The sequence below is a fragment of the Candidatus Palauibacter sp. genome, assembly GCF_965208055.1.
In the GTDB taxonomy this organism is placed as follows: Bacteria; Gemmatimonadota; Gemmatimonadetes; order Palauibacterales; family Palauibacteraceae; genus Palauibacter.
The window spans coordinates 1,766,931-1,791,502 of sequence record NZ_CBDBNY010000004.1 but is presented as its reverse complement, the minus strand read 5'-3'; the positions used below and the strand labels follow the sequence as shown (position 1 = coordinate 1,791,502).

Sequence of the window (24,572 nt, the reverse complement as noted above, 5' to 3'; positions counted from 1 at the left end):
TCCTTCTCCTCGCATAAAACAGAAGCGGGCCCCGCAAACTTCGCGGGGCCCGTCCTTCCTACCGTGCCGACTTCGCCTACGTCGGCCACAACTGCCGGTTTAGGTCAGTTGCCTGCTTCGTCGTCATCGACGATTTCGATCTCCGCCTCACCGAACGTGTAAGCGACTCCGTTTGCCTTGTTTGCCGGCGTCACTGACGCGATGCTGATCGTAACCGTTGCATCGCCATCGTCGTCGGTATTATCGGTCGGCGCCAAATCGAATGTCCCACGTCCGGTCAACTCGCCCGGTCCGATGGTCACCGTGAAGTCTGCCACGGCGGCGGCTCTGGCCTCGGGATCGGCAGCTACTGCCACGGTGAACGTCCTGTCCTCGTTCCGCCTGTCGGACGCGGTCACCGTAACCGTTACCTCTGTCGCATCGGCATCTTCGGCCACCGACGTGACGTTGGCGGTGATGGTCACATCGGGATCGTCATCCGTCAGATCGATCTCGTCATCAGCCACCAAGTTGCTCTCCCTGTCCTCCGCGGATAGGTCAGTACCGCCCGTCATGGTACCCGCGACCGGGATGACCTCGTCTTCCTCATCGGGAACAGCGTCATCCGTCGGCACGATATAGAGCATCGTGTCCTTGCTCGTCTCGCCCTCTGCCAGGACGATGTTGAACGCTCCGGTGATCGGGGTCGTCTTGTCGGCAGCCAACAGACCGAAGTCGGTGTCAAGGGTGGCTTCGCCAGGGTCGGTGCCACCGATCGTTACCTCGATCGTCCTGGGATTGCTGTCGTCGCCCGCGCCCGGATCCGCCACGCCTGTCGCGACGGAGACCGTCACCATCGTGGTGTCGTCGTTCTCGCCCAGGCTCATTAGCGACGCCATCAGTGCGACCTCGTCATCGTTCACCGTACCCGGGAGGTCCGCGTCAGCGTCATCGTACCCGCCGTCGCTGGCATCGTGTGACAGGGTGAACGTTTCCGGGACCGCGTTATCATCGTCCGGGAGGGTCGTAATCGTCACTTCCTGCGCCGTGCTGTAGTTGGCCGGAGTGAACGTCAGTTCATCATCGCTGAGGTCCGCATACACCGCTCGGTTGGCCTCTGCGACCGTGATCGCGACGGTTACATCTGCCGTCGGCTCCTCGGACAGGGCAACCTTGTATGTGGCCGTCGAGCCCTCGTCCACCGACACCATCGCCAGCGCGGCGTCGTCGGCACCCGTGAAGACGAGATCGTACGTCGGAGCCGGCGGCGGTCCTGCAGGCCACATCACGCTGAACGTGGAGACCTGATCGCTGTACACGTTCGGGGCGGCGCGGTCATCGGCGTCGCGCGCGTCGTCCTCGGCCTTCAGGTAGAAGCAGTAGGACGTCTCGCCGGCGTCGTCGGCCTGCTTGACCGTGAACACCTCGGAGAACTCGATCTCGTTGGTGCCGTTGTCGAGCCGCCGGACGGGACCGCTCACCTGCGACGATTCCAAGGCATCGTCGCCCTCCGCACACGTGGCGCCGGCGTGGATGCTCAGGAACGCGCGCCGGATCTCGGTCGCGTCGCTCAGCGTTCCGGCCACCGTCACGCTCACCGACTTCGCCGTCGTCGCGCCGAAGTTGTTCGGCACCGCGGACAACGTGAGGGCCGGATCTGTCTGGTCGCGAACGAACGTGAAGGACGTCGACGTCGCGTTCCCGGCCACGTCCAGCGCCCGAACGTACACGACGTGAGTGTCTTCACGCGCGAAACGGGTGTTCCCCTCCGGATCGATATCGACCGTCACCGATCCACCGGCAGTGCTGGGCCGGGAGGTCCAGTAATGACGGCTGGTGACCCAGTACCTCGAGTCGCCGGCATACGCATGGACCGTGGCCATCGGCTGGCTGCCGTCTTCGCCGGTCCCGAGCCGCGGATCTTCGATCTCGAAGAGCAGCTCGTTGGTCTTCAGCACCAGCGCTTCGGCGGGCCGCTCGCGGCTGATCACGGGTGGCGTACGGTCGACGCCGAAGGTCGTGGCGGTACGAATCCTGCCACCACCGAGCCAAGTGCTGTTGCCCAGCCGGTCCGCCAGAGACTGAACCTCGGCCACGTAGGCGTCGATTCCGCCGCCATCGGCGATGCCATCGACCTTCGGGTCTTCCTCGGGCAGCTGGCTGATGTGTGTGACGTTCTCAAGACCGTCCAGCGCAGCGAACGCCGTGTTCGGGCTGGCGTCGTTATTCCTGCCCGCGGAGTAGTCGCCCACGGCGATCGCCGAGGTCGTGCCGTACACGTGCCCGACACCCATGTCGCTCATTTCCGTGATCCGGAAGCGTCGCGCGGTCGACCCGCCGCTGTCGCGGTAGTAAATCTCCGTCGTCGATGCCCAATCCGCGGAGGCGGCGTTTGCGGCGGCGATCACGACTTCCGAACCGTCGGTTATCGCCGGAGCTTTGAAGTCGAAGTGAAGCGGCCCGAGCTTGGCCGTCTCGCCGCCCACGCGGAACGTGGCGGTGACGTCGCGGCCGTTCGGATCGGTGATGATGCCGTCGTTGACGATCCAGTGCTCGGTCTCGCCCGGCACGTTCTCGACACCGCCGTTCCCGTTCCTCGAAGACGCCGTGCTGATCATCCACGTGAACGGAGCTTCCTTGATCGGATAAAACGATCCGCTGCCACCTTCCCTGAAGGTCGCTCTTGCCGCGTCGGCAATCGGATTCGGATTCGGACGCTCCGTGTCGGTCACCATCGTTCCGAGCTGCATCGTCCCGACCTCGGTGCCGTCGTACGCGACGGGGCACGCGTGGAAGGTGTTGACGTTGCCCTCGACGGAGGGACCGCCGTAGAAGGTGAGACCCTTGGTGTGGGTTCCGACCTCGGACTGGCTGCCCGGCACATGCGCGATCGCCACGAAACCGTGGTTGTTGAGCGAGATCGGCTGAGAGGCGACGACTTCGCGCGTGGCGTCGTCATCGGTGGTGAGGAAGGCGCTCAACTCGTACGCGCCGTTGCCGTACTTGGGCATGAGCGGCATCCCCGCACATTCGCCCACGACGGCGTTGGTCTTGAGGGCGCACTCGATCTCGACCTGCCCTGCGGCGGCGAGTCCTGGGCCCGCAATCGCGTCGGCGGAGCTGCCGCCAGTGCCGCGGCACAGGGGCGTGACCGTCTCGCCGTTCAGCGTGAGACCGATCTCCGTCCACGTCTCATCGTTCGACTGCACATCGAGGACCGCGTAGATCGTGCCCGAGATGCCCGTCGGATCGCTGATCTGCTGCCGATCCGCGTCCAGCAGCCTCGTGATCACGAGCGTGGCCTCCTTCGGCCCCGTCGGGACGTCGATGCGGAAGCCCTGCGACACCGAAGCGGATCCGTCGCTCGCCGTAACCGTGATCACGGCGTCGCCCGCCGCGATCGCGCTGATCGTCGCCGTCGAGCCCTCCATCGCGACGGTCGCCACGCTCTCGTTCGAGCTGGCGCCCGCATAGGTCAGTTCGTCGCCGTCCGGGTCGCTGAAGTAGCCCGCCACGTCGATCGTCGACGTGCCGCCGATCTGGAGCCTCGAGCCCGGAATCGTGCCGACCGCTACCGGCGCCTGGTTCGTGGCTCCCGCCTGGACCGTGACGTTGAAGCCCTGGTTGGCCTGGAGGCCATCCGGGTCTGCCGCCGTGAGAGTGTCAACGGCGTAATAATTGTAAATAGCTGGTAATTGACATGTTATCGATTACAGCATCGCCGTTGTTACCTCATTCAATCCCTCAATCGCGACTCCGGTCGGCGAGGTAGGCAGCCCAGTCGTTCATGAGGTGGCGCCGGCGCTCGAACAGGTCCGTGCGGCGGTAGGCCGCCTCGACCTTGTTCTGCACCACGTGGGCCAGGGCGGCCTCGACGACCTCGCGGGGATGGTCCGTCTCCTCGGCCGCCCAGTCGCGGAAGCTCGACCGGAAGCCGTGCGGCACCGCCGCGATCTCCTGCTTCATCAGGAGCCGGCGCAGCGTTTTTTCCGACAGCGGCTTCGCGCTGCCGCGGGTGAACACGAACGGACTGTGGCCGTCGAGCCCTCGCGCCCGGTCGAGGATCTCCAGGGCGCGGTGGCCCAGCGGCACGCGATGCTGACGCTTCGCCTTCATGCGCGCCGCGGGCACCGTCCACACCCTCGCGTCGTCATCGATCTCCTCCCACTCGGCCCACCGCACCTCGCCCCACCTCGCCGCCGTCAGCACCAGGAACTCGAAGGCCAGCGGGCCGGCGGCCGACCGGCTCGATCCCCGCACCGCCCCGATCGCCGATGCGACCTCCCGGTGCGGCAGGGCCGGCATGTGCCGTATCACGCGGTTTTGCGGGCCGAGCACCGGCCCGAGCTGGTCGCAGGGGTTGCTGGTGCGGAACTCCAGCGCGACCGCCCAATCCAGCACCGAGCGGATGCGCTGCAGCACGACCCGGGCGGTCGCCGCCTTCGTGTACCAGATCGGGGAAAGGATCTCAAGCAGATCGGCGCTCGTCACCTCGGAGACCCGCATCTTGCCGATGCGCGGGAAGGCGTACCGATCCAGGCTCGACATCCAGTCCTTCCCGTGTTTCTCGCTACGCCAACCGGCCTCCTTCTGCGCCAGGACCCGCGCGGCCGCCTCGGCGAAGCTGGGCACCTCCCAGGTGCGCCGTTTCTCCGCCAGCGGGTCGCCGCCCTCGCGGGCCAGCTTGCGGTTGGTCCGCGCCTTCTCCCGCGCCTCGGCCAGCGAGACCAGCTCGACGCTGCCGAGTCCGAGGTCGTGGCGCCGCCCGCGGATGACGAGGCGCTGGACCCAGCTCCGGGCTCCGCTCCGCTGGACGAACAGGTACAGGGTGTTGCCGTCGCAGTACCTGCCCGGCGGCGCCGCGCGCACGAACGCTGCCGAGAGCGCGTTGCGGGGGTGAGCGCCCTCCGGCTTCCCTTTTCGGGGCGGAATGGGGGAGGAGGTCACGTTATTCATTACCCCGTAATAGAACGGCCCGCAGGTTCCGTGGCGTGTGTCCCGACGTTATAATGGCCCGCCGCCAGCGGTTCGCGCGAGCCGCCCGCGGGGAAACTCCGGCTCGCGGCGCCTCGTAGGTTCGTTTCACCGATGGCGGCCGGTTCCCGGGCGGTACCGGTTTCGGCAAGGACGGCGGCAAGGGACGGCGGCAAGGACGGCGATGAGCGTCTTCGTCTTCATCATCATCATCGTGGCGCTCGTCACGTTCGGGGAAGTGGCCTCGAAGCGGGTCGCGGCCCGCCCGCCGCCGACGCCGGTGGAACCGGGCCGGGACGCGGAGGTGGAGCGTCTGCGCGAGCACGTCGCGCTGCTGGCGAACCAGGTGGACCAGTTGACGGAAGAGCAGCGCTTCATGACCCGCCTCCTCGAGGGCGGCGCGCCCGCGAGCCGGGCGCCATCGGACGAGTCTCGCCCGGAAGGGCGACCCGATTCACGACTGCGGGGACCGAACTGATGCTGAACAGAGAAGACATAGAAAGCTTCCTCATCCGCACCGATGCGGCTTTCGAGGAACTCGACGAAGGACTGTGGATCGTCCACCCGGAGGGCGAGAGCGCGGGGCGGCAGCCGAGGATCTTGGTGAACTACCAGCCGCCGGTGCTCGTGTGCCGCGCCGACATCCGCGACCTGCCGGTCGACGACGAGGACCAGCTCGCGCTCTACCGGAAGCTCCTGCAACTGAACGCGGTGGACCTCATCCACGGAGCCTACGGCCTCGAGAACGGCGAGATCATCCTGAGCGATACGCTGGAGCTGGAAAACCTCGACTTCTCGGAGTTCCGCGCCACGCTCGAGAGCCTCACGCTCGCGCTGACCTCCCATTGGGACAGCCTTACCGCCGACATTTCGACCGACTGATTTCGACCGAACGAAGAGCAAGCACAGGAAACGAGCATACACCATGGGTGTCCTGGACCGTCTTTCACGGCTGATTCGATCGAACCTCAACGACCTCATCGCTCGGGCCGAAAACCCCGAGAAGATGCTCACGACCATCATCGAGGACATGCGCCGCCAGCTCGCCCAGGCGAAGCAGGAGGTGGCGGTCGCGATCGCGGACGAACGCAAGCTGCGCGCGCAGTTCGAGGAGTCGCGCTCCACCGCGCAGGAGTGGGAGCGGAGGGCGCGGCTCGCGATTCGGGAGGGCCGCGACGACCTCGCGCGCCAGGCGCTCGTGCGCGGGCAGGAACACGCCCAGCACGCGAGCGAGCTGGAGACGCAGTGGCAGAACCACCGCAACGAGACGGAGAAGCTCAAGGACTCGTTGCGCCAGCTGAACGCGAAGATCGAGGAGGCGAAGCGCAAGAAGAACCTCCTCATCGCGAAGCAGAAGCGCGCGGAGGCCCAGAAGCGCATCCACGACACGATGCAGGGGCTGCACGACAAGAGCGCCTTCCGAGCCTTCGATCAGATGACCGAGAAGATCGAGCAGGCGGAGCGCCAGGCGCTCGCGAGCGCGGAGGTCACCGAGGAACTCACCGGCGACACCCTCCTCAGCGAGTTCAAGGCGCTGGAGGCGGGAGGCGACGCCGCCGTGGAGGACAGGCTGCTGGAGATGAAGGCCTCGATGGGCCTGCTCCCCTCCGGCGAGCCCGAGGAGGTGAAGGCGCTCGGCTCCGGCGCGGCCGCCGGGTCGGACGCGGCCGCCGGGTCGGACGCCGGATCGAACGCGGACGGAGCCGGTGACGCCGACGCCACCGCCGACGCCACCGCCGACGCGGAAGAGATTCCCGAAGCGGAACTCCTCGAGCTGCTGGGCGAGTCCGGCGAGACGGAGCGGGCCGAGAGCGAATGAGCCCGGGCCCGGGGCGGAAGCGGCTTTCCTCCTCTCGGCTCGCGATCCTCGCGGAGGGAGCCTTCGGGGTCGAGACGGCGAAGACCGCCTCGTCGGCCGTGCGCTACCAGCCGGAGCGGGTGAGTTCCGTCATCGACTCCCGTTTCGCCGGCCGCACCGTGGGTGAGACGCTGGGCTTCGGCGGCGACATCCCCATCGTCGCGACCTTCGCCGAGGCGCTCGCGACGGAACCCCGCCCTGAAGCCCTCCTCGTGGGGATCGCGCCGCAGGGAGGACAACTCCCCGAGGCGTGGCGGGCCGTGCTCACGGCCGCGCTCGAGGCGGGACTCGACATCATCAGCGGCCTTCACTTCTTCCTCGGCGACGATCCCGAGCTTGCGGCGCTGGCGGAGCGGCGCGGCTGCACGCTGTTCGACCTCCGCAAACCGCCCCCCGACCTGCCGGTGGGCGCGGGCCGGGCCATGGGGACCGACGCGTTTCGGGTGCTCACGGTCGGCACGGACTGCAACACGGGCAAGATGACGGTCTCGCTCGAGCTGCAGCGCGCCCTGCGGGCCCGGGGCGTGCGCGCCGGCTTCGCCGCCACGGGCCAGACGGGCATCCTCATCGCCGGCACGGGCATCGCCATCGACGCGGTGGTGTCGGACTTCATCTCCGGCGCCGCCGAACGCGTCACCCTCGAGGCGGCACGCGGCGGGGACGGCGAGGGCGTCGACATCGTCCTCGTCGAAGGCCAGGGGTCGCTCATGCACCCCGGCTACTCCGGCGTCACGCACGGCCTCCTCCACGGCACGCTGCCGCACGCGATGATCCTCACGTGGATGCCGAGCCGCCCCCGCATCTACGGCGGCAACCACAGTTGGGTCGTGCTCCCGGAACTGGACGAGGTGATCCGCCGCTACGAAGACGCGCTCGCCTGGGCCTGCCCCGAGGTCCCCGGCCGCGTGATCGGCGTCTCCCTGGCGACCTACGACATCTCCGAGCAGAGGGCCGCCGACGCGGTCGAGCACGCGCGCGAGGTCACCGGCCTCCCCGCCACCGACCCCATCCGCTTCGGCCCCGACCCCCTCGTCGAAGCCATCCTCCACGCCCGCGAGGCCCACGCCGCCCCCGCCTGACCCGCACCTGACCCGCCGTTGATGGAGTAAGGCCGATGCAACAGCGCGGCATCGTGGGTAGCGACGATCGGTCGCGGGTATCGGAGGTCAAGCCGGAAGACGCATCGCGAATCGCCGGAGCCGTCCACCAGGCCATTTGGCGTCTCGCTCGCGATCGCCCTCACCGTTCTGATGGGGGGTTCACGCTCGTGTGGTACGAGCTCAACGCCTTTCGCGAGACGCAAGTGGAGCTCGTCGCCGGTGTGTCCCGCGTCGAGGCGCAGGTCGAAATCCTCGAGGAGGACGTCACGGCGCTCCGCGTGGAACTGCGCGAGAGCGTGGCGGATCTTCGCCGGGAGATGCGGGATCTTCGCGGGGAGATTCGGGAACTGGGCGACCTGATCCGCGCCCGCGAGCCATCGGGCGACGGCGCGCAATAGCCGGTTTCACGTCGATTGGGCGTTCGCGCGGGAACGTTTCCCGTCCTCCCGAAGTCATGTGAAGGCCGTCAGGGTCGCATCGTCCGACCCGGCACGCGATACTATCCGCACCATGAGCACCGCGAATCCCGGAAACCCTCCGAGCCCCCGACCGACAAGGCCCCGCCGGGTCCGCGCAAGCGCGTCTTCTCGGATTTCATCCTTACACTCTCGATACCGGAGGTCCACTTCGAAGGAGAATGGAGTCCATTGACCACTCGGCGAGACCGATGAATCCACCGGACGAACGCGAACTGGAACGATTGCGGTGGGACCTCGAGTCGGACCGGGTCGAACGTAAGCGTTCCGCCTCCGACCGGAACAAACTACGGCGGAACATCTGTGCGCTCGCCAACGATCTGCCGGGACATGGACTGCCCGGCGTGATCTTCATTGGAGTCGAGGACAACGACGGTAGCTGCGCCGGCGCAACCATCGATGACGAGCTCCTGACGCAACTTGCGGGCATGAAGGACGACGGGAACATCATTCCTGTCCCGTCCCTGATCGTTCAGAAGCATTGCCTCTCCGGCTGCGAAGTCGCCGTGATCGTCGTTGAGCCTTCGCGGAGTCCGCCGGTACGTTACAGGGGGCGTGTCTGGGTGAGGGTTGGCCCGACCGTACGGGCCGCCTCTGCGGAGGAAGAGCAGCGCCTGAGCGAGCGGCAACGCGCCGGAGATCTGCCTTTCGATCGGCGCCCGGCGCCGGAAGCCTCGCTCGAGGACCTCGATCTCGAGTACCTCGAGTCACACTACCTGTCGCAGGCGGTGGCGCAGGAAGTTCTGGATGACAACCGGCGTTCCCTGGATCAACAGCTCCAGTCTCTGCGTCTGCTCGCGGGTGAGACGCCGACCTGGGGTGCGCTCCTGGGCCTCGGCAAGGACCCCCAGGGCTGGGTTCCCGGCGCGTACGTCCAATTCCTCCGCATTGACGGCACCGAGATTGTGGATCCGATTCGCAGCCAGAAGGAGCTGACAGGGAGACTCGAAGATGTCCTGCGACAGTTGGATGAACTCCTGAAACTCAACATCTCGCTCCGCACCGAGGTTGCGGCTGGCTCCCTCGAGAGACGTTCGCCGGACTATCCCGTGACGGCGCTTCAACAGCTGGCGCGAAACGCGGTCATGCACAGGCAGTACGAGGGCACAAATGCGCCGGTCCGGGTCTACTGGTATTCCGACCGGGTGGAGATCCAGAACCCCGGCGGACTCTACGGTCAGGTGACGCCCGACAACTTCGGCAGCGGAGCGGTCGATTACAGGAATCCCCTGGTCGCCGAGATCATGCACCACCTGGGCTTCGCTCAGCGCTTCGGCTTCGGCGTGCCCCTTGCGAAGAAGACACTGGACGAAAACGGCAACCCCGAGCCCGATTTCGACTTCCAGCCCACACGGGTTGCGGTCACCGTATGGGCGATCCAATGAAGACCATCGCCTTCTTCAACAACAAGGGTGGCGTCGGCAAGACTTCTCTCGTCTACCACCTCGCCTGGATGTACGCCCGCCTCGGCGTGAACGTGCTGGCGGCAGATCTCGATCCTCAGGCCAATCTGACCAGCATGTTCCTTGACGACGGAAGGCTCGAGCCGCTGTGGCCGGAAGACGGGGAGCGCGGGACAGTCTACGGTGCCCTGCGTCCGTTGTTGGAGGGAACCGGAGACGTGGGAAACCCTCACGTCGAGGAGCCGGAGCCCGGGCTCGGGCTCGTGGTTGGGGATCTCCGGCTCGCGATGGCGGAAGACGAACTGTCGAGCCAGTGGCCCGCATGCCTCGACAAAAAACCGAGGGCGTTCCGGGTGCTCTCGGCGCTTCCGCGCATCCTGAGTCGGGCTGCCGACAGGGTGGAAGCGAAGCTAATCCTCGTAGACGTTGGGCCAAACCTCGGGGCATTCAATCGTGCAGCCCTCGTCACCGCGGATTCCGTCGTGGTCCCCTTGACCCCGGATCTCTATTCGCTCCAAGGCCTTCGCAACTTGGGGCCGACACTTCGCCGCTGGCAGAACGAATGGGAGGAGAGGCGCGAACGCAATCCCGTCGCGGATCTTGCCGTCCCGGAGGGCACGATGAGACCCATCGGGTACATCGTCATGCGACATGCCGTCCGCCTGGACCGCCCGGTCAAGGCGTACAGGCGGTGGATGAGCCGGATTCCCGCGGTCTACCGCGCGGCCGTCGTCGGCGATCCTCTGCTATCGGAGGGCACGACGACCGACAATGATCCGCACTGCCTCGCCACGCTCAAGCACTACCGGAGCCTGATGCCGCTGGCCCAGGAGGCGAGGAAGCCCATGTTCGCACTAAAGCCTGCCGATGGCGCCATCGGCGGGCACGCTGCAGCGGTGCAAGGCTGTTACCGGGATTTTCGGGCCTTGGCCACGACCGTCGCGACGCGCGTGGGGCTGAGGGCCCACGACGGGCAAAGCTGGGGCCCCCGGCGGTCCGGGGAGTCTGCATCCCGCGAAAGCCCTGTTCCCATCTCGTTCCGTCCGTTGGGTCCGGCGGCGGAACCCCCTCCCGAGGGCAAGAGCCTAACGCCCGCGAGGATGGCGGATCTGGCCCATGACCTCGAAGAGGTGATCGCGAAGATCGAGGCATGGGGTATTGCCGTGCCCGGAAGCAGTCGGCTGCCCAGGACTGCCGGGCACCTGCAACAAGTCGCTTCTGCTCAGTCGTTTCCCGAGTCCAGGGAGGGTCTGCTCAAGATTGCGCACGCCGCAAGAGATGCTCAGGAGTTCACGAACATAGGTGGCATGCTGCCGCAGCACCCGCTGAAGCCGATCGTCGAGACCCTCTCCCGTGCAGTTGGCGGCACTATCGGCCGAACCCGGCATCAGGCCTATCGGGCGCAGAGCGAACTGTGGGTCGGAGCCGCCCTGTCCTGCGCCGGGGTATCCGTTGGCGTGTTGACCAGGCCCGACGGGGTGGGTCCGGATTACATCGTTCAAAATGACGGAAAGGAGTACGCGATCGAGGTCAAGAGGATTACCAGCGGCGGGAACGTGAGGAAGAGGGTTTCCAAGGCAGCCAAACAAGTCGGGGACAGTCGGTACGACGGTGGAGCCTTGGCGGTTGACCTGACCGACTGGCTTCCTTCGGACCTGACTCTACGTTTTGCGCCGGGCCCGCCCGACTTCACCGGCCCGCGCATGCCAATCGCGAGACGTCTGGACCAGTTGCGCAAGGAAATATTCGATGACCAGGCGAACCGGATTCGGCCTGGGCGCATGCACCTGATCGCTGTTACCGCATTCGCGCGATTCATCCACTGGGATCTGGCGGACCTGTCTCAGATGCACTTGACTCGATACATCGCCCCATTATGGTTCTGGCAATCGGGTAAGGATCGCCGGGATCATCGAGCGCGTTGGCTCGCGGAACTGCTCAACGATGGCGCCAGGAACATCGGCTATCAGGATCTCGGAGCCGAGGAAATCAGCTTCCGGGATCCGGGCGCCTGACCTCGCATCGTCCGGCGCGGCACGCGATACTACCCGCATCATGAGCACCGCGAACCCCGGAAACCCTCCGAGCTCCCCGACCGACAAGGCCCCGCCGGGTCCGCGCAAGCGCGTCTTCAGCGGCATCCAGCCCACGGGACACGCACATCTCGGGAACTATCTCGGCGTGTTCCGGCGCTGGGCGGCGATGGTCGACGAGTACGAGTGCTACTACTGCATCGTCGACCTGCACGCGATCACCCGCGAGTACGAGCGCGAGGACCTGCTGCGCCGCGTGTTCGATCTCACCGTGTCGCTCGTGGCCTCCGGGATCGATCCGGAACGCTGCACGCTGTTCGCGCAGTCGCACGTCCCCTGCCACAGCGAACTCCAGTGGCTGTTCAACACGGTCACGCCGGTGGGCGACCTGGGACGGATGACGCAGTTCAAGGAGAAGTCCCAGGGGCGGGAGTCGGTGAACGCGGGTCTCCTCAACTATCCGGTGCTGCAGGCGGCCGACATCCTCCTGTACCGGGCCCACTTCGTGCCGGTGGGAGAGGACCAGCGCCAGCACCTGGAACTGTCGCGGGGGGTCGCGCGGCGCTGGAACGCGCGCTTCGGCGACTTCTTCCCGGAACCGGAGACGCTCGTGGGGACGGGGGCTCGCGTCCGCGGGCTCGACGGCGTGGCGAAGATGTCGAAGTCGAAGGACAACACGGTGCGCATGGTCGCCGAGCCGGACGAACTGTGGGCGCGGCTGCGCACGGCGGTCACGGACCCGGCGCGGGTGCGGAAGGACGATCCCGGCAACCCGCACGTGTGCAACGTCTTCGCCCTGCACGAGTTCTTCACGGACCCGGCGGAGCGCGAGGAGATCGAGATCCTCTGCCAGACGGCGGGCATCGGCTGCGTCGCCTGCAAGCGGCAACTCGCGGACAACGTGGCGGAGGATCTCGCCCCGGTGCGCGAACGGGCGGCGGAACTGCGCGCGCACCCGGAGCGGGTGATCGAGATCCTTGCGGCCGGAGCGGAGCGCGCCCGCGCCGAGGCCGCCCGCACGATGGAGGTCGTGCGCGAGCGGATGGGCGTCGGCCCCCGCACGCTGGACGCCGACCTCCCCCACCTGTCCGCGAGCTGAGCCGGGAGCGCCGGGAGTCGCCTTGCGCCGCTTCGTGATCTGGATGTACGCGCCGGAGACTCCCCACTGGTCGATGCCGGAGTCGTCGTTCGAACGGATCCGCGACGCGCTGGACCCGGAATGGGAGATCGATTCGGTCCGCGTCGCGCTCGAGGCGACGGGAGACGGCGTGCGCGTGACGCCGCCGGAGCTTCTGGAAGCGGTGGCCGACGCCGAGGTCTATTGCGGGTGGGGGATCCGCCGCGACGTCTTCCTCGCCGCCCGCGGGCTGCGCTGGTTCCACTCGGGCGCGGCCGGGGCCCGGAACTCGCTGTTCGAGGAGATGCGGGAGAGCGACGTCATCTTCACGAACTCGGCGGGCATGTACGCGGACTCGCTGGCGGACCACGCCATGGCCGGCATCCTGTATTTCGTCCGCGGCCTGGACATCGCGGTGCGGGCGCAGCGCGAGCGCGAGTGGGTCCAGTCCGCGCTGAACTCGCCCCGGAGTCCCCTGCACGCCGCGCCCGCGGCCGGCGAGGTGGCCGGAGCCTCGCTCGGCATCGTCGGCTACGGCGGCATCGGATCGGCGCTCGGCCGCCGCGCGCACGCCCTCGGCATGCGAGTTCAGGCCATTCGCCGCCGCCCCGGCCCAAAGCCCCCCGAGCTCGACCGCATCGAGGGCCCCGACTACCTGCCGCAACTCCTGGAATCGTCGGACTTCGTCGCCCTCACGGCCCCCGAGACGCCGGAGACGGACGGCCTTCTCGGCGCGGCGGAGCTGGCCCGCATGAAGCCGGGCGCCGTGCTCATCAACCTCGCCCGCGGCACCCTCGTCGATGAGGCGGCGCTCGTGCGGGCGCTGGAAACCCGGCGCCTGCGCGGCGCGATGCTGGACGTGTTCGAGACCGAGCCGCTTCCGGCCGAACACCCGTTGTGGAGCCTGGAAAACGTTCTCGTCACCCCCCATGTCGGCGGCACATCGGCCCGCTTCTGGGAGCGCGAGACGGACCTGATCGTGCGCAACATCGCCCGCTACCGGCGCGGCGAGCCGCTCGATAACCGGGTGGACAAGTCGCGCGGCTACTGATGACGTAGAACGGAGCCCGGTTCGGATGGAAGGAAGAGGCATGCATCTAGATCGATAAGCTATATATGTAAGTGCACTTGCTCCCCACCCATTTGGGGTGTCACTTCTGAGAAGTGACGGAAGGACAGGGGCATCGAATCGAGGGGAGAGACATGCACACGCACCGTCGACGGCGAGACATGCTCACCAAGCGCCGCAGCGCCGGGGCTTCCGTGGTCTTCCTCGCGGTCGTGTCCGTCTCCTGCGGGGATGACGAACCGACAGCGCCCCCGCCGCCGCCTCCGCCACCGCCGGTAGCGACATCGGTGACGGTGTCCCCCGCCACGGCGGCGCTGACCGCGCTGGGGGAGACGGCGCAGCTGACCGCTCAGGTGCTGGACCAGAACGGCCGGGTCATGCCGGGTGCCGCGGTGACCTGGGCTTCGGGCGACGCGTCGGTGGTGACGGTGGACGGGACGGGCCTGGTGACGGCGGTCGGCGTCGGGAGCGCGAGTGTGACGGCGACATCGGGCTCGGCGCAGGGGAGCGCGACGGTGACGGTGTCGCAGGCGGCGGCGACGGTTCGGGTGATGCCGGCGGCGGACACGCTTGTGGCTATCGGAGACACGGTGCGCCTCACGGCCGAGGCGCTGGACGCGAACGGCCACGCGGTGGCGGGGGCCGGGTTCGCGTGGGCTTCGGGCGACGCGTCGGTGGTGACGGTGGACGGGACAGGCCTGGTGACGGCGGTCGGCGTCGGGAGCGCGAGTGTGACGGCGACGTCGGGCTCGGCGCAGGGGAGCGCGACGGTGACGGTGTCGCAGGCGGCGGCGACGGTTCGGGTGACGCCGGCGGCGGACACGCTTGTGGCTATCGGAGACACGGTGCGCCTCACGGCCGAGGCGCTGGACGCGAACGGCCACGCGGTGGCGGGGGCCGGGTTCGCGTGGGCTTCGGGCGACGCGTCGGTGGTGACGGTGGACGGGACAGGCCTGGTGACGGCGGTCGGCGTCGGGAGCGCGAGTGTGACGGCGACATCGGGCTCGGCGCAGGGGAACGCGACGGTGACGGTGTCGCAGGCGGCGACCCTAATGGTGCTCTACGACTCCACGGGCGGGCCGAACTGGACGAGGTCGGACAACTGGGGCACGGGCACCCCGCTGGGCGAGTGGCACGGCGTCACGACCGATGAGCGGGGCCGGGTCACACGACTGGAGCTGAGCGAAAACGGGCTCTCGGGCTCGATCCCGCCCGAACTGGACGATCTTGCGAACCTTGAGCTCCTGGACCTCTCCGACAACCAGTTGACGGGTCCCATCCCGCCCGAACTGGGCGACCTCTCCAGCCTGACGGACCTGTCGCTCGACACGAACGGCCTGTCAGGAGGGATCCCGCCCGAACTCGGCAACCTCTCCAGCCTGACGGAACTGGTGCTCTACACCAACGGCCTGTCGGGCCCGATCCCGCCCGAGCTCGGCGACCTCACCAGCCTGAGCGAACTGGACCTGGGCTCCAACAACCTCTCGGGAGCGATTCCACCGGAACTGGGCAATCTCTCCAGCCTGACGGTCCTGTCGCTCCACACCAACGGCGGCCTGTCGGGAGCGCTCCCGGAGAGCCTTCTGCAGCTTGCCCGATTGGAGGTGCTGGTCGTCAGGGGCACCTCGATCTGTGTGCCCGGGAGCGCCGCGTTTACCGTATGGCTGGCCGGGCTCGAATTCCAGGATGCCGGCGACCTGGACCGCTGCGTCAGTCCGGACCGGGCCCCGCTGGCGGCGCTCTACGAGGCGGCCGGCGGGTCCAACTGGACGAACAGTGCCGGTTGGCTGACCGACGCACCGCTGGGCGAATGGTTCGGCGTGGAGACGGACGCTTCCGGGAGGGTCACGAAGTTGGCCCTCGGCGGCAACAACCTCTCCGGCTCGATTCCGCCCGAGCTCGGCGACCTCGCGAGCCTGACGACGCTGGAGCTCCACACCAACGGCCTTTCGGGCTCGATCCCGCCGGAACTCGGCGACCTCGCGAGCCTGACGCTCCTGAACCTCAGCGAGAACGGCCTTTCGGGCTCGATCCCGCCCGAACTCGGGAACCTCGTCAGCCTGACGGGTCTGTCGCTCGCCCGCAACGGCCTTTCGGGCTCGATCCCGCCGGAACTCGGCGACCTCGCGAGCCTGACGACGCTGCATCTCTACACCAACGGCCTGTCGGGCTCGATCCCGCCCGAGCTCGGCAACCTCGCGAGTCTGACCTCCCTGGACCTCGGCGGGAACAACCTGTCGGGCTCGATCCCGCCCGAGCTCGGCGACCTCGCAAGCCTGACGACGCTGGATCTCTACACCAACGGCCTGTCGGGCTCGATCCCGCCCGAGCTCGGCAACCTCGCGAGTTTGACCTCCTTGGACCTCGGCGGGAACAACCTGTCGGGCTCGATCCCGCCCGAGCTCGGCGACCTCGCAAGCCTGACGACGCTGGCGCTCCACACCAACGGCCTGTCGGGCTCGATCCCGCCCGAGCTCGGCGACGTCGCGAGCCTGACGACGCTGGCGCTCCACACCAACGGCCTGTCGGGCTCGATCCCGCCCGAGCTCGGCAACCTCTCCAGCCTGGAGTTCCTGGCGCTCTACGCCAACGGCCTGTCGGGCTCGATCCCGCCTGAACTCGGGAACCTCGCCAGCCTGGGCGTATTGCTTCTCTACGCCAACGGCCTGTCGGGCCCGATCCCGCCCGAATTCGGCGACCTCACCAGCCTGAGCGAACTGGACCTGGGCTCCAACAACCTCTCGGGAGCGATTCCGCCCGAACTGGGCGCTCTCTCCAGTCTGACGAGCCTGTCTCTCCACACCAACGGCCTGTCGGGACCGCTCCCGGAGAGCTTTCTGCAGCTTGCCCGATTGGAGGTGCTGGTCGTCAGGGGCACCTCGATCTGTGTGCCCGGGAGCGCCGCGTTTACCGTATGGCTGGCCGGGCTCGAATTCCAGGATGCCGGCGACCTGGACCGCTGCGTCAGTCCGGACCGGGCCCCGCTGGCGGCGCTCTACGAGGCGGCCGGCGGGTCCAACTGGACGAACAGTGCCGGTTGGCTGACCGACGCACCGCTGGGCGAATGGTTCGGCGTGGAGACGGACGCTTCCGGGAGGGTCACGAGGTTGGCGCTCCACACCAACGGCCTGTCGGGCTCGATCCCGCCGGAGCTCGGCAACCTCGCCAGCCTGACATCGCTGGACCTTGGCGAGAACGACCTTTCGGGCTCGATCCCGCCGGAGCTCGGCAACCTCGACGAACTGGAGCTGCTGGCGCTCCACGCCAACGGCCTTTCGGGCTCGATCCCGCCCGAACTCGGCAACCTCTCCAGCCTGGAGTTCCTGGTGCTCCACACCAACGGCCTGTCGGGCTCGGTCCCGCCCGAACTCGGCAACCTCGCCAGCCTGGGCGCATTGCTTCTATACGCCAACGGCCTGTCGGGCTCGATCCCGCCCGAACTCGGCGACCTCGCGAGCCTGACGTTCCTGAACCTCGGCGAGAACGACCTTTCGGGCTCGATCCCGCCGGAGCTCGGCGACCTCGACGAACTGGAGCTGCTGGCGCTCCACGCCAACGGCCTTTCGGGCTCGATCCCGCCTGAACTCGGGAACCTCGCCAGCCTGGGCGTATTGCTTCTATACGCCAACGGCCTGTCGGGCCCGATCCCGCCCGAGCTCGGCGACCTCACCAGCCTGACGCGGCTGGACCTGAGCTCCAACAACCTCTCGGGAGCGATTCCGCCCGAACTGGGCGATCTCTCCGGTCTGACGAGCCTGTCTCTCCACACCAACGGCCTGTCGGGACCGCTCCCGGAGAGCTTTCTGCAGCTTGCCCGATTGGAGGTGTTGGCCGTCAGGGGCACGTCGATCTGCGTTCCCGGGAGCGCCGCGTTCACCGCGTGGCTGGCCGGGATCGAAAACCACGACACCGGCGACCTGGACCGCTGCGTCAGTCCCGACCGGGTCGGGCGGACGCTTGCGGGAGGGTCACGGAGTTGGTCGGAGACGTTCCCGCGGGAACACCTCCGCAAGTCGATCGCCTTGAAGCACCCTCCTGCTGATACCAGATTGAGCCTGTTCCAGGGCTTCAACCGGCGGGACGGACAGGTGTCGAGTCCCTCTGCCTGAAGAAAACACCCCGAATACGTTCCCGCGGGAACGTCCCTGACCCGCGACTGACCAGGAAACCCCGGAAATCCAATGAGAGATCTCTCAGGTGTGCATCCGCCCGTGGCCACGCCTTTCGGCGAGGACGGCGAACTCGCGCTGGACGCGTTCGATAGCAACCTGCGCGAGTGGCTCTCGCACCCCATCGCCGGCATCGTCGTCGCGGGCTCCACGGGAGAGGCCCCGCTCCTCGACCGCCGTGAACTGTGCGCGCTGGTGGAGACGACCGCCGCGCGCATCGGGGACCGCACGCTCACGGTCGGGACGGGGGCCGAGTCCACGCGCGAGGTGATCTCCGTGACCCGCGAGGTGGCGGACCTCGGCGCCGACGCCGTCCTCGTGCGCTCCAGCTCGTACTACCTCAAGGCGATGAAGCCGGGTGTGGTGCGCGACCACTTCCTCGCGGTGGCGGACGCGTCTCCGGTGCCCGTCGTCCTCTACCACATCCCCCAGTTCGTTCCGGTGCACCTTACGCCGGATCTCGTGGGCCGGCTCGTCGAGCACCCGAACATCATCGGGATCAAGGATTCCTCGGGGGATCTCAGGAACCTGGGGCAGCTCGTCGAGGCGTGCGGCCGCGATGCGCAGGTGCTCGTGGGCTCGGGAGCGCTCCTCTACGCTGCGCTCGAGGCGGGAGCCGTCGGCGGCATCCTCGGCGTGGCCGTGGTCGCGACGCGGTCGTGCTGCCAGATCTTCGACGCCTGGCGGGAAGGCGACCATCGCCGCGCCGGCGCGATGCAGGAGCGCGTCGCTCCGCTCCACAAGCGCCTCGTGGCCGAGGGAGGGATCGCCGCGGTGAAGGCCGCGCTCGACCGGCTGGGTCTCTACGGCGGTCCCACTCGGAGTCCGCTGAAGCCGGCCGACGACGCCAAGCTCGCCATGGTCGACGCCGCGCTTGAAGCTGCCGTCCTCGGCGTCTCCGCCTGACGTCGCACTGAACCCCAACAGAAAGCCACAGACACATCGTGTTCAATGACAGCGTGCGCTGCGTCGTCGTCGTGGGCGCGCAGTGGGGAGACGAGGGGAAGGGGAAGATCGTGGACGTGCTCGCGGAGCAGGCCACGATCGTGGCGCGCTACCAGGGTGGCGCGAACGCGGGGCACACGGTGCGCGTGGGCGAGGGCGCCGACGAGGAGGAGTTCATCCTCCACCTCATCCCCTCGGGGATCCTGAATCCGGAGGCACGCTGCCTCCTCGGCAACGGGGTCGTGGTGGACCCGTGGGTGCTGAAGCGGGAGATGGACGCGCTCGGCGCCCGCGGGATCGATCTCGACGGACGGCTCGGACTCAGCCGGCGCGCCCATCTTGTCCTCCCCTATCACCGGCTGCTCGACGCGGCGCAGGAGGACAGCCGGGGCTCGAAGAAGATCGGGACGACGGGGCGGGGGATCGGCCCGGCGTACCGCGACAAGATCTCGCGCACGGGCCTCCGCGTCGGCGATCTGCGCAACCTCGACCGCACGCATGAGATCGTGGCGGCGGCGGCATTGCGCGCGAACGTCGCGCTGGCGGGACTCGGCGACGAGCGGCGCGTGGAGGCGGACGAGGTGATGTCGCAACTCGAGACGGTCCGCCCGACCATGGTGGAACTGTTGACGGACGCGGGGGACGAGATCCGCGGCGGGCTCTCCTCTGGGGGACGGGTCCTGCTGGAGGGCGCGCAGGGGGCGCTGCTCGACATCGACCACGGGACGTACCCGTTCGTGACTTCCTCGACGACGACGGCGGGAGGCGCGGCGTCGGGAGTCGGGATCGGCCCCACGCTCATCGACGAGGTGATCGGCGTCGTGAAGGCGTATATCACGCGCGTGGGCGAGGGCCCGCTGCCGACGGAACTCCCCGAGGCGGAGGCCGAACGCCTGCGGCAACTCGGCGGCGAGTTCGGCGCCACCACCGGCCGCCCCCGCCGCCCCGGCTGGTTTGACGGCAGCGTCGCACGTTACGCGGCCGGCGTGAACGGTCTCACCGGCCTCGCGGTCACGAAGCTGGATGTGCTGGACACCTTCGAGACGGTCCAACTTTCGACGGGCTACGAACTCGACGGGGCGCCGACCGCTTCGTTCCCGGACGCCGTCGCGGACCTCGCCCGCGTGCGTCCGGTCTACGAGCGCTGGGCGGGATGGAACGCGGACACGAGCGGGTGCCGGGCCTCTGACGACCTGCCCGGCGCCGCGCGCCGCTACCTCGCCCGGATCGAGGAGGTTTGCGCCACGCCCATCCGCTTCGTCGGCGTCGGCGCCGCCCGCCGCGAAACGATCGCCCTCCCCACGAGCCCCCCAACCTGACGTCGACGGGCGCTGACCTGGGTCAACGCTCCCGTCACCGGCGCACGCGGATGCGCGATTCCTCTACGATCCACAGTTGTCCGGCGATCGGTGTTCGGGGAAGGGAATTCAGAAAACGCTCGGCGACGTCCAGCACACGGTCGCGCGCCTGGCTCTCAAGGCGGAACACAACGACCCCGGCGTGATTGGCCGGCGGGTACGTTCGAATATCCCGCGTTCCCTGGCGAGCTCGGCGGCGTAGTGCACGGCCGCTTGGATCCCTTGGCGGGTCACGGACGGATAGCTTCGCGTGATCTCCTCGTGGTCGAGACCGGCCGCAAGGTTGTCGAGGATGGTGGCCACCAGCACTCTCGTGCCGGTGAGGCAAGCCTGACCATGGCAGACCTCGGGATCGACCGTGATGTAATCTCGCCAGTTCATGGCCCTGGACCCTGGAGCGGTTGCAATGTGGGACGCCAGAGAACCATGTCACGCGGTGGGATGTGTTGCAACTCGCCGCCGTTGCCGCCTCGCCGCGCGACTCGTTGCCTGAAGTCGGGAAAACCCCTAGACTTGGCGGCTCAATACGGATCGGGTACGGATCGGCTGCCGGCGGTTCGGCGCCTTCTCGAGACGCGAATGGAGACCTTCCAATCGCGTTTTTTTGATGCCTGCAACCGTTGGAACCCTGGAGCGGGATTCGGTCCGCCTCCATACCGCGGGAATGCCTGCGGGAATGGCTTGAGAGTGGTGGATGTTCGAACGTCTCGGTGACCGGCTCGACGGTGCGCTGAAGAAGTTGCGCCAGCGCGGCGTCATCACGGAAAAGATGCTGGACGAGGGGCTGCGCGAGGTGCGGCGCGCCCTGCTCGAGGCGGACGTCAACTTCCGCGTGGTGCGCGGCTTCCTCGCGAAGGTGAAGGAGCGCGCGCTCGGCGAGGATGTGATGAAGTCGGTCCGGCCGGGCGACCAGATCGTGAAGATCGTTCACGACGAACTGGTCGCTCTGCTGGGCGAGACGGCGCCGGAGGCGTCGGAGGCGGCCGTCCCGCCCACGGTGATCATGCTCGTCGGCCTGCAGGGGTCGGGGAAGACGACGACGGCGGCGAAGCTGGGGCGACGCCTGGCCAAGGAGGGGCGGCGGCCGGGGCTCGTCGCGTGCGATCCCTACCGCCCGGCGGCGCCCGAGCAGTTGGAGTCGCTGGCGAAGCGGGTGGGCGTCCCGCTCCTGGCGCGGCCGAGCGGCGAGGGCATGGCGGAACTCGCCCGCGGCGCGCTGGACGAGGCGAGGCGGAGCGGGGTCACGCACCTGCTCCTCGACATGGCCGGCCGGCTGCAGGCGGATGAGGAACTGCTGGACGAACTGCGCCGCGTGAAGGCGGCCGTGGAGCCGCATCAGGTCCTGCTCGTAGCGGACGGGATGACCGGGCAGGAGGCGGTGCGGATCGCCGAGGGATTCCACGGCGCGGTGGGGCTTACGGGGGTCGTCCTCACGAAGATGGACGGCGACGCCCGCGGGGGCGCGGCGCTCTCGATCTACAGTGTGCTCGGCGTGCCGATCCGATTCGTGGGGACGGGCGAGCGGCCCGAGGACCTCACGGTCTTCGACGCGGAGCGCATGGCCGGCCGGATCCTCCAGATGGGGGACATCGTCGGCCTGGTGGAGCGCGCGCAGCAGACGGTCGACCTCGGCGAGACCGAGCGCTTGCAGAAGAAGATGCTGGCGGGGAAGGGAGAGTTCGATCTGGCGGACTTCCTGACCTCGATCCAGCAGATCCAGAAGATGGGACCCCTGAAGGGGTTGCTGAAGATGATGCCGGGCATCGACGCGGGCATGCTGGACCAGGCGAACGTCGACCCGCGGCGGGTGAGGCACCTGGAGGCGATCATCCTCTCGATGACGCCGGAGGAGCGGAAGCGGCCGGAGATCCTGAACGGGTCGCGCCGGGCGCGGATCGCGAAGGGATCGGGACGGCCGGTGCACGAGGTGAACCGCCTCCTCAAGCAGTTCCGAGAGATGCGGAAGATGATGAAGCAGATGGGCAAGCTCATGCCCCGGATGATGCCGGGAGGTCCCGGAGACCTTGGGCGACTGGGCGGAGGACTGGGCTAGACCGGAGCCGGTTTCGGGCCGATACCGGGCCGATACCGGGCCAATACCGGGCGGAATCAGGGAGAGAATCGGAGAACTGAATGGCGACGACAATCAGACTCAAGCGGCGTGGGGCGAAGAAGGCGGCCACGTTCCGCATCATCGTGACGGACTCGCGCGAAGGGACGGCGGGCGCGTCGATCGAGCGCCTCGGGCTCTACAACCCGCGTACGCAGCCATCGCTCGTGCGGATCGACGCCGCGCGCACCCTGCACTGGCTCAACGAGGGCGCGCAGCCGACGGACACGGTGCGGTCGCTTCTGCGGAAGACGGGCGTGTGGAAGCAGTTCCACGAGGGCGTGGATCCGGGGTCGCTGGAGACCGCGATCGTCGAGATCGGTCCGCCGCCCGGACAGCGCGGCACGTCCCAGCGTCCAAAGCCGAGCGCGGAAGCTCCGCCGGAGCCGGAGCCGGAGCCGCCCGCCGCCGAGGCAGCGACCGAAGCGGAGGCAGCCGCTCCGGCCGATGACGCCCCGGGTGACGCGGCCGAAGCTGCGGCCGACGCCGGCGACGAGGACTAGCGCCGCCGCCACCATGTCCGACGCGCCCGTGATCGTGGCCCGCATCGCCCGGCCGCACGGGATCCGCGGTGGGCTGCTCCTGGAAGCCGAAACCGACCGCGCCGAGGCGCTCTTCCGGGCGGGCCGCCGACTCCACCTCATCGACGGAGACACGGACGCGGGCGCGCGGGCGCGCGGGCGGGCGGGCGGAGCGCTCCAGCCCCGGGCGCTCACGCTGGAGACGGCGCGGCTCCACGGCCGGCGGTGGCTCGTCGAGGTCCGCGAGGTGGCGGACCGCACGGCGGCCGAGGGGCTCCGCGGCGCGCGCCTGGCGGTCCCCCGCGAAGAGCTGCCGGACCTGCCGGACGGGGGCTACCTGCTGCACGACCTGATCGGCATGTCGGTGTGCGAGGACGGGGTGGCGATCGGAGTGATCCGGGAGGTGTACGATCAGCCCGGCGCGCCGCTCCTCGCGCTCGACGTTGGCGGCCGCGAGCGGCTGATCCCGTTCGAGGCGGAACTCGTCGTGGAACTGGATTTCGAGGCCGGCGAGGTGCGCATGAAGCTCCCCGCCGGCCTGCTCGATATCTAAGCGCTATCTAAGCGCGCTATCTGAACGCTATGTGAGCGCCTTGCACACCCGACCGGCGGCCCGCGACGAGACTCCGATGCGAATCAACGTCCTCACGATCTTTCCCGACTACCTGGAGGGCCCGCTGGGCCTCTCGATCCCGGGCCGCGCCCGCGAGGCGGGGCTCGTCGACTACCGGCTCATCGACGTGCGCGACTACGCGACGGATCGCCACCGGACAACGGATGACGAGCCGTTCGGAGGCGGGGGCGGCATGGTGATGAAGCCCGAGCCGTTCGACGCCGCGCTCACGGCGCTGGACTGCCCGGGGCGCGTGATCTCGCTCTCCCCGCGCGGGCGACCGTTCGATCACCAGACGGCGGTCCGCTTCGCGCTCGAGTCCGATCTCACGCTGTTGTGCGGACGCTACAAGGGGATCGACGAGCGGGTCGTCGACGCCTGGGTCGACGAGGAGATCTCCATCGGCGACTACGTCCTCAGCGGGGGCGAGCCGGCCGCGCTCGTCGTCATCGACGCCGTCGTGCGCCTCCTCCCCGGGGCGCTCGGCGATCACGATTCGGCCGCCTCCGACTCGTTCTACGAGGGGCGCCTCTCCGCTCCCGCCTACACGCGGCCCGCCGAGCACGGCGGCCGACGGGCGCCGGACGTGCTGCGGTCGGGCGATCACGCCCGCATCGACCGCTGGCGCGCCGCGCAGGCCGATGCGGCGACGCGCCGCCGCCGCCCCGACCTCCTCGACCTCGACGCGGCCGACTGACGTCGCCGGCGGATCCGGTTTTTTGGCGCGGGCCCGTCGACAATGGTATACTAAAAGGCTGTGGCTGTACCCATCGTCACATCGCCGCTACCCTCCCGTGACGCGGACCGATACGCAGTTGACGCGCAGCTTGATACGCAGCCGGACACG

General features: G+C 68.4%; 19 protein-coding genes. 16 read left to right on the top strand and 3 right to left on the bottom strand.

Annotated features, from left to right (window positions below; genetic code table 11):
- Positions 1-104: 104 nt before the first annotated feature.
- Together ACOGXI_RS07960 and ACOGXI_RS07955 are read right to left on the bottom strand one after the other, a co-directional pair.
- Complete coding sequence (locus ACOGXI_RS07960) at positions 105-3,494, bottom strand: hypothetical protein (RefSeq protein ID WP_419938336.1); 3,390 nt, start codon at positions 3,492-3,494, stop codon at positions 105-107.
- 229 nt (positions 3,495-3,723) lie between these two features.
- Positions 3,724-4,935, bottom strand: coding sequence for a tyrosine-type recombinase/integrase (locus ACOGXI_RS07955; RefSeq protein ID WP_419938335.1), 1,212 nt, complete (start codon positions 4,933-4,935; stop codon positions 3,724-3,726).
- Positions 4,936-5,137: 202 nt separating this feature from the next.
- Here ACOGXI_RS07955 and ACOGXI_RS07950 point away from each other — a divergent pair, with 202 nt between their 5' ends.
- The 12 genes from ACOGXI_RS07950 to ACOGXI_RS07895 all read left to right on the top strand — a co-directional run bounded on the left by ACOGXI_RS07950 (position 5,138) and on the right by ACOGXI_RS07895 (position 20,442).
- Positions 5,138-5,431 (top strand): hypothetical protein, encoded by a 294-nt coding sequence (locus tag ACOGXI_RS07950; protein WP_419938334.1) that lies wholly within the window; start codon positions 5,138-5,140, stop codon positions 5,429-5,431.
- Positions 5,431-5,835, top strand: a complete 405-nt coding sequence (locus ACOGXI_RS07945) for a CesT family type III secretion system chaperone (RefSeq protein WP_419938333.1) — start codon at positions 5,431-5,433, stop codon at positions 5,833-5,835. The genes ACOGXI_RS07950 and ACOGXI_RS07945 overlap by 1 nt, the downstream gene beginning before the upstream one ends.
- Positions 5,836-5,878: 43 nt before the next feature.
- Entirely contained in the window at positions 5,879-6,772 is an 894-nt protein-coding gene (locus ACOGXI_RS07940) for a PspA/IM30 family protein (protein ID WP_419938332.1), read from the top strand.
- Positions 6,769-7,890 (top strand): DUF1611 domain-containing protein, encoded by a 1,122-nt coding sequence (locus tag ACOGXI_RS07935; protein WP_419938331.1) that lies wholly within the window; start codon positions 6,769-6,771, stop codon positions 7,888-7,890. The genes ACOGXI_RS07940 and ACOGXI_RS07935 overlap by 4 nt, the downstream gene beginning before the upstream one ends.
- Positions 7,891-8,114: 224 nt before the next feature.
- Positions 8,115-8,309 (top strand): hypothetical protein, encoded by a 195-nt coding sequence (locus tag ACOGXI_RS07930; protein WP_419938330.1) that lies wholly within the window; start codon positions 8,115-8,117, stop codon positions 8,307-8,309.
- A 269-nt stretch (positions 8,310-8,578) separates the two neighbouring features.
- Positions 8,579-9,772: an ATP-binding protein gene (locus ACOGXI_RS07925; protein ID WP_419938329.1), complete on the top strand. Its 1,194-nt coding sequence runs from the start codon at positions 8,579-8,581 to the stop codon at positions 9,770-9,772.
- Positions 9,769-11,805 (top strand): ParA family protein, encoded by a 2,037-nt coding sequence (locus tag ACOGXI_RS07920; RefSeq protein WP_419938328.1) that lies wholly within the window; start codon positions 9,769-9,771, stop codon positions 11,803-11,805. Before ACOGXI_RS07925 ends, ACOGXI_RS07920 begins: the two co-directional genes overlap by 4 nt.
- Positions 11,806-11,845: 40 nt before the next feature.
- Positions 11,846-12,922, top strand: a complete 1,077-nt coding sequence (gene trpS, locus ACOGXI_RS07915; protein WP_419938327.1) for a tryptophan--tRNA ligase — start codon at positions 11,846-11,848, stop codon at positions 12,920-12,922.
- Between the two features lie 22 nt (positions 12,923-12,944).
- Positions 12,945-13,991: a D-2-hydroxyacid dehydrogenase gene (locus ACOGXI_RS07910; protein ID WP_419938326.1), complete on the top strand. Its 1,047-nt coding sequence runs from the start codon at positions 12,945-12,947 to the stop codon at positions 13,989-13,991.
- A gap of 152 nt (positions 13,992-14,143) precedes the next feature.
- On the top strand, positions 14,144-18,118 hold the full coding sequence (locus tag ACOGXI_RS07905; RefSeq protein WP_419938325.1) for an Ig-like domain-containing protein: 3,975 nt from the start codon (positions 14,144-14,146) through the stop codon (positions 18,116-18,118).
- 72 nt (positions 18,119-18,190) lie between these two features.
- On the top strand, positions 18,191-19,084 hold the full coding sequence (locus tag ACOGXI_RS07900; protein WP_419938324.1) for a dihydrodipicolinate synthase family protein: 894 nt from the start codon (positions 18,191-18,193) through the stop codon (positions 19,082-19,084).
- Positions 19,085-19,137: 53 nt separating this feature from the next.
- On the top strand, positions 19,138-20,442 hold the full coding sequence (locus ACOGXI_RS07895; RefSeq protein ID WP_419940173.1) for an adenylosuccinate synthase: 1,305 nt from the start codon (positions 19,138-19,140) through the stop codon (positions 20,440-20,442).
- A gap of 108 nt (positions 20,443-20,550) precedes the next feature.
- Here ACOGXI_RS07895 and ACOGXI_RS07890 read toward each other — a convergent pair whose 3' ends face one another.
- Positions 20,551-20,862 (bottom strand): DUF433 domain-containing protein, encoded by a 312-nt coding sequence (locus tag ACOGXI_RS07890; protein WP_419938323.1) that lies wholly within the window; start codon positions 20,860-20,862, stop codon positions 20,551-20,553.
- Positions 20,863-21,175: 313 nt separating this feature from the next.
- Between ACOGXI_RS07890 and ffh the strand changes: the two genes are divergently transcribed.
- The 4 genes from ffh (at position 21,176) to trmD (ending at position 24,422) form a co-directional block, all read left to right on the top strand.
- Positions 21,176-22,534: a signal recognition particle protein gene (gene ffh, locus ACOGXI_RS07885; protein WP_419938322.1), complete on the top strand. Its 1,359-nt coding sequence runs from the start codon at positions 21,176-21,178 to the stop codon at positions 22,532-22,534.
- An 80-nt stretch (positions 22,535-22,614) separates the two neighbouring features.
- Positions 22,615-23,094 (top strand): 30S ribosomal protein S16, encoded by a 480-nt coding sequence (gene rpsP / locus ACOGXI_RS07880; RefSeq protein ID WP_419938321.1) that lies wholly within the window; start codon positions 22,615-22,617, stop codon positions 23,092-23,094.
- 13 nt (positions 23,095-23,107) lie between these two features.
- Positions 23,108-23,665, top strand: coding sequence for a ribosome maturation factor RimM (gene rimM, locus ACOGXI_RS07875; protein ID WP_419938320.1), 558 nt, complete (start codon positions 23,108-23,110; stop codon positions 23,663-23,665).
- 76 nt (positions 23,666-23,741) lie between these two features.
- A complete protein-coding gene (gene trmD / locus ACOGXI_RS07870; RefSeq protein ID WP_419938319.1) occupies positions 23,742-24,422 on the top strand; it encodes a tRNA (guanosine(37)-N1)-methyltransferase TrmD in 681 nt (226 codons plus the stop codon).
- Positions 24,423-24,572: the final 150 nt, after the last annotated feature.

Bases quoted from the DNA above. Each gene is read 5' to 3' on its own strand.
- ACOGXI_RS07955 (WP_419938335.1), bottom strand. From the start codon at position 4,935: ATGAATAACGTGACCTCCTCCCCCATTCCGCCCCGAAAAGGGAAGCCG.
- ACOGXI_RS07950 (WP_419938334.1), top strand. From the start codon at position 5,138: ATGAGCGTCTTCGTCTTCATCATCATCATCGTGGCGCTCGTCACGTTC.
- ACOGXI_RS07945 (WP_419938333.1), top strand. From the start codon at position 5,431: ATGCTGAACAGAGAAGACATAGAAAGCTTCCTCATCCGCACCGATGCG.
- ACOGXI_RS07940 (WP_419938332.1), top strand. From the start codon at position 5,879: ATGGGTGTCCTGGACCGTCTTTCACGGCTGATTCGATCGAACCTCAAC.
- ACOGXI_RS07935 (WP_419938331.1), top strand. From the start codon at position 6,769: ATGAGCCCGGGCCCGGGGCGGAAGCGGCTTTCCTCCTCTCGGCTCGCG.
- ACOGXI_RS07925 (WP_419938329.1), top strand. From the start codon at position 8,579: ATGAATCCACCGGACGAACGCGAACTGGAACGATTGCGGTGGGACCTC.
- ACOGXI_RS07920 (WP_419938328.1), top strand. From the start codon at position 9,769: ATGAAGACCATCGCCTTCTTCAACAACAAGGGTGGCGTCGGCAAGACT.
- trpS (WP_419938327.1), top strand. From the start codon at position 11,846: ATGAGCACCGCGAACCCCGGAAACCCTCCGAGCTCCCCGACCGACAAG.
- ACOGXI_RS07905 (WP_419938325.1), top strand. From the start codon at position 14,144: ATGCACACGCACCGTCGACGGCGAGACATGCTCACCAAGCGCCGCAGC.
- ACOGXI_RS07900 (WP_419938324.1), top strand. From the start codon at position 18,191: ATGAGAGATCTCTCAGGTGTGCATCCGCCCGTGGCCACGCCTTTCGGC.
- ACOGXI_RS07890 (WP_419938323.1), bottom strand. From the start codon at position 20,862: ATGAACTGGCGAGATTACATCACGGTCGATCCCGAGGTCTGCCATGGT.
- ffh (WP_419938322.1), top strand. From the start codon at position 21,176: ATGTTCGAACGTCTCGGTGACCGGCTCGACGGTGCGCTGAAGAAGTTG.
- rpsP (WP_419938321.1), top strand. From the start codon at position 22,615: ATGGCGACGACAATCAGACTCAAGCGGCGTGGGGCGAAGAAGGCGGCC.
- rimM (WP_419938320.1), top strand. From the start codon at position 23,108: ATGTCCGACGCGCCCGTGATCGTGGCCCGCATCGCCCGGCCGCACGGG.
- trmD (WP_419938319.1), top strand. From the start codon at position 23,742: ATGCGAATCAACGTCCTCACGATCTTTCCCGACTACCTGGAGGGCCCG.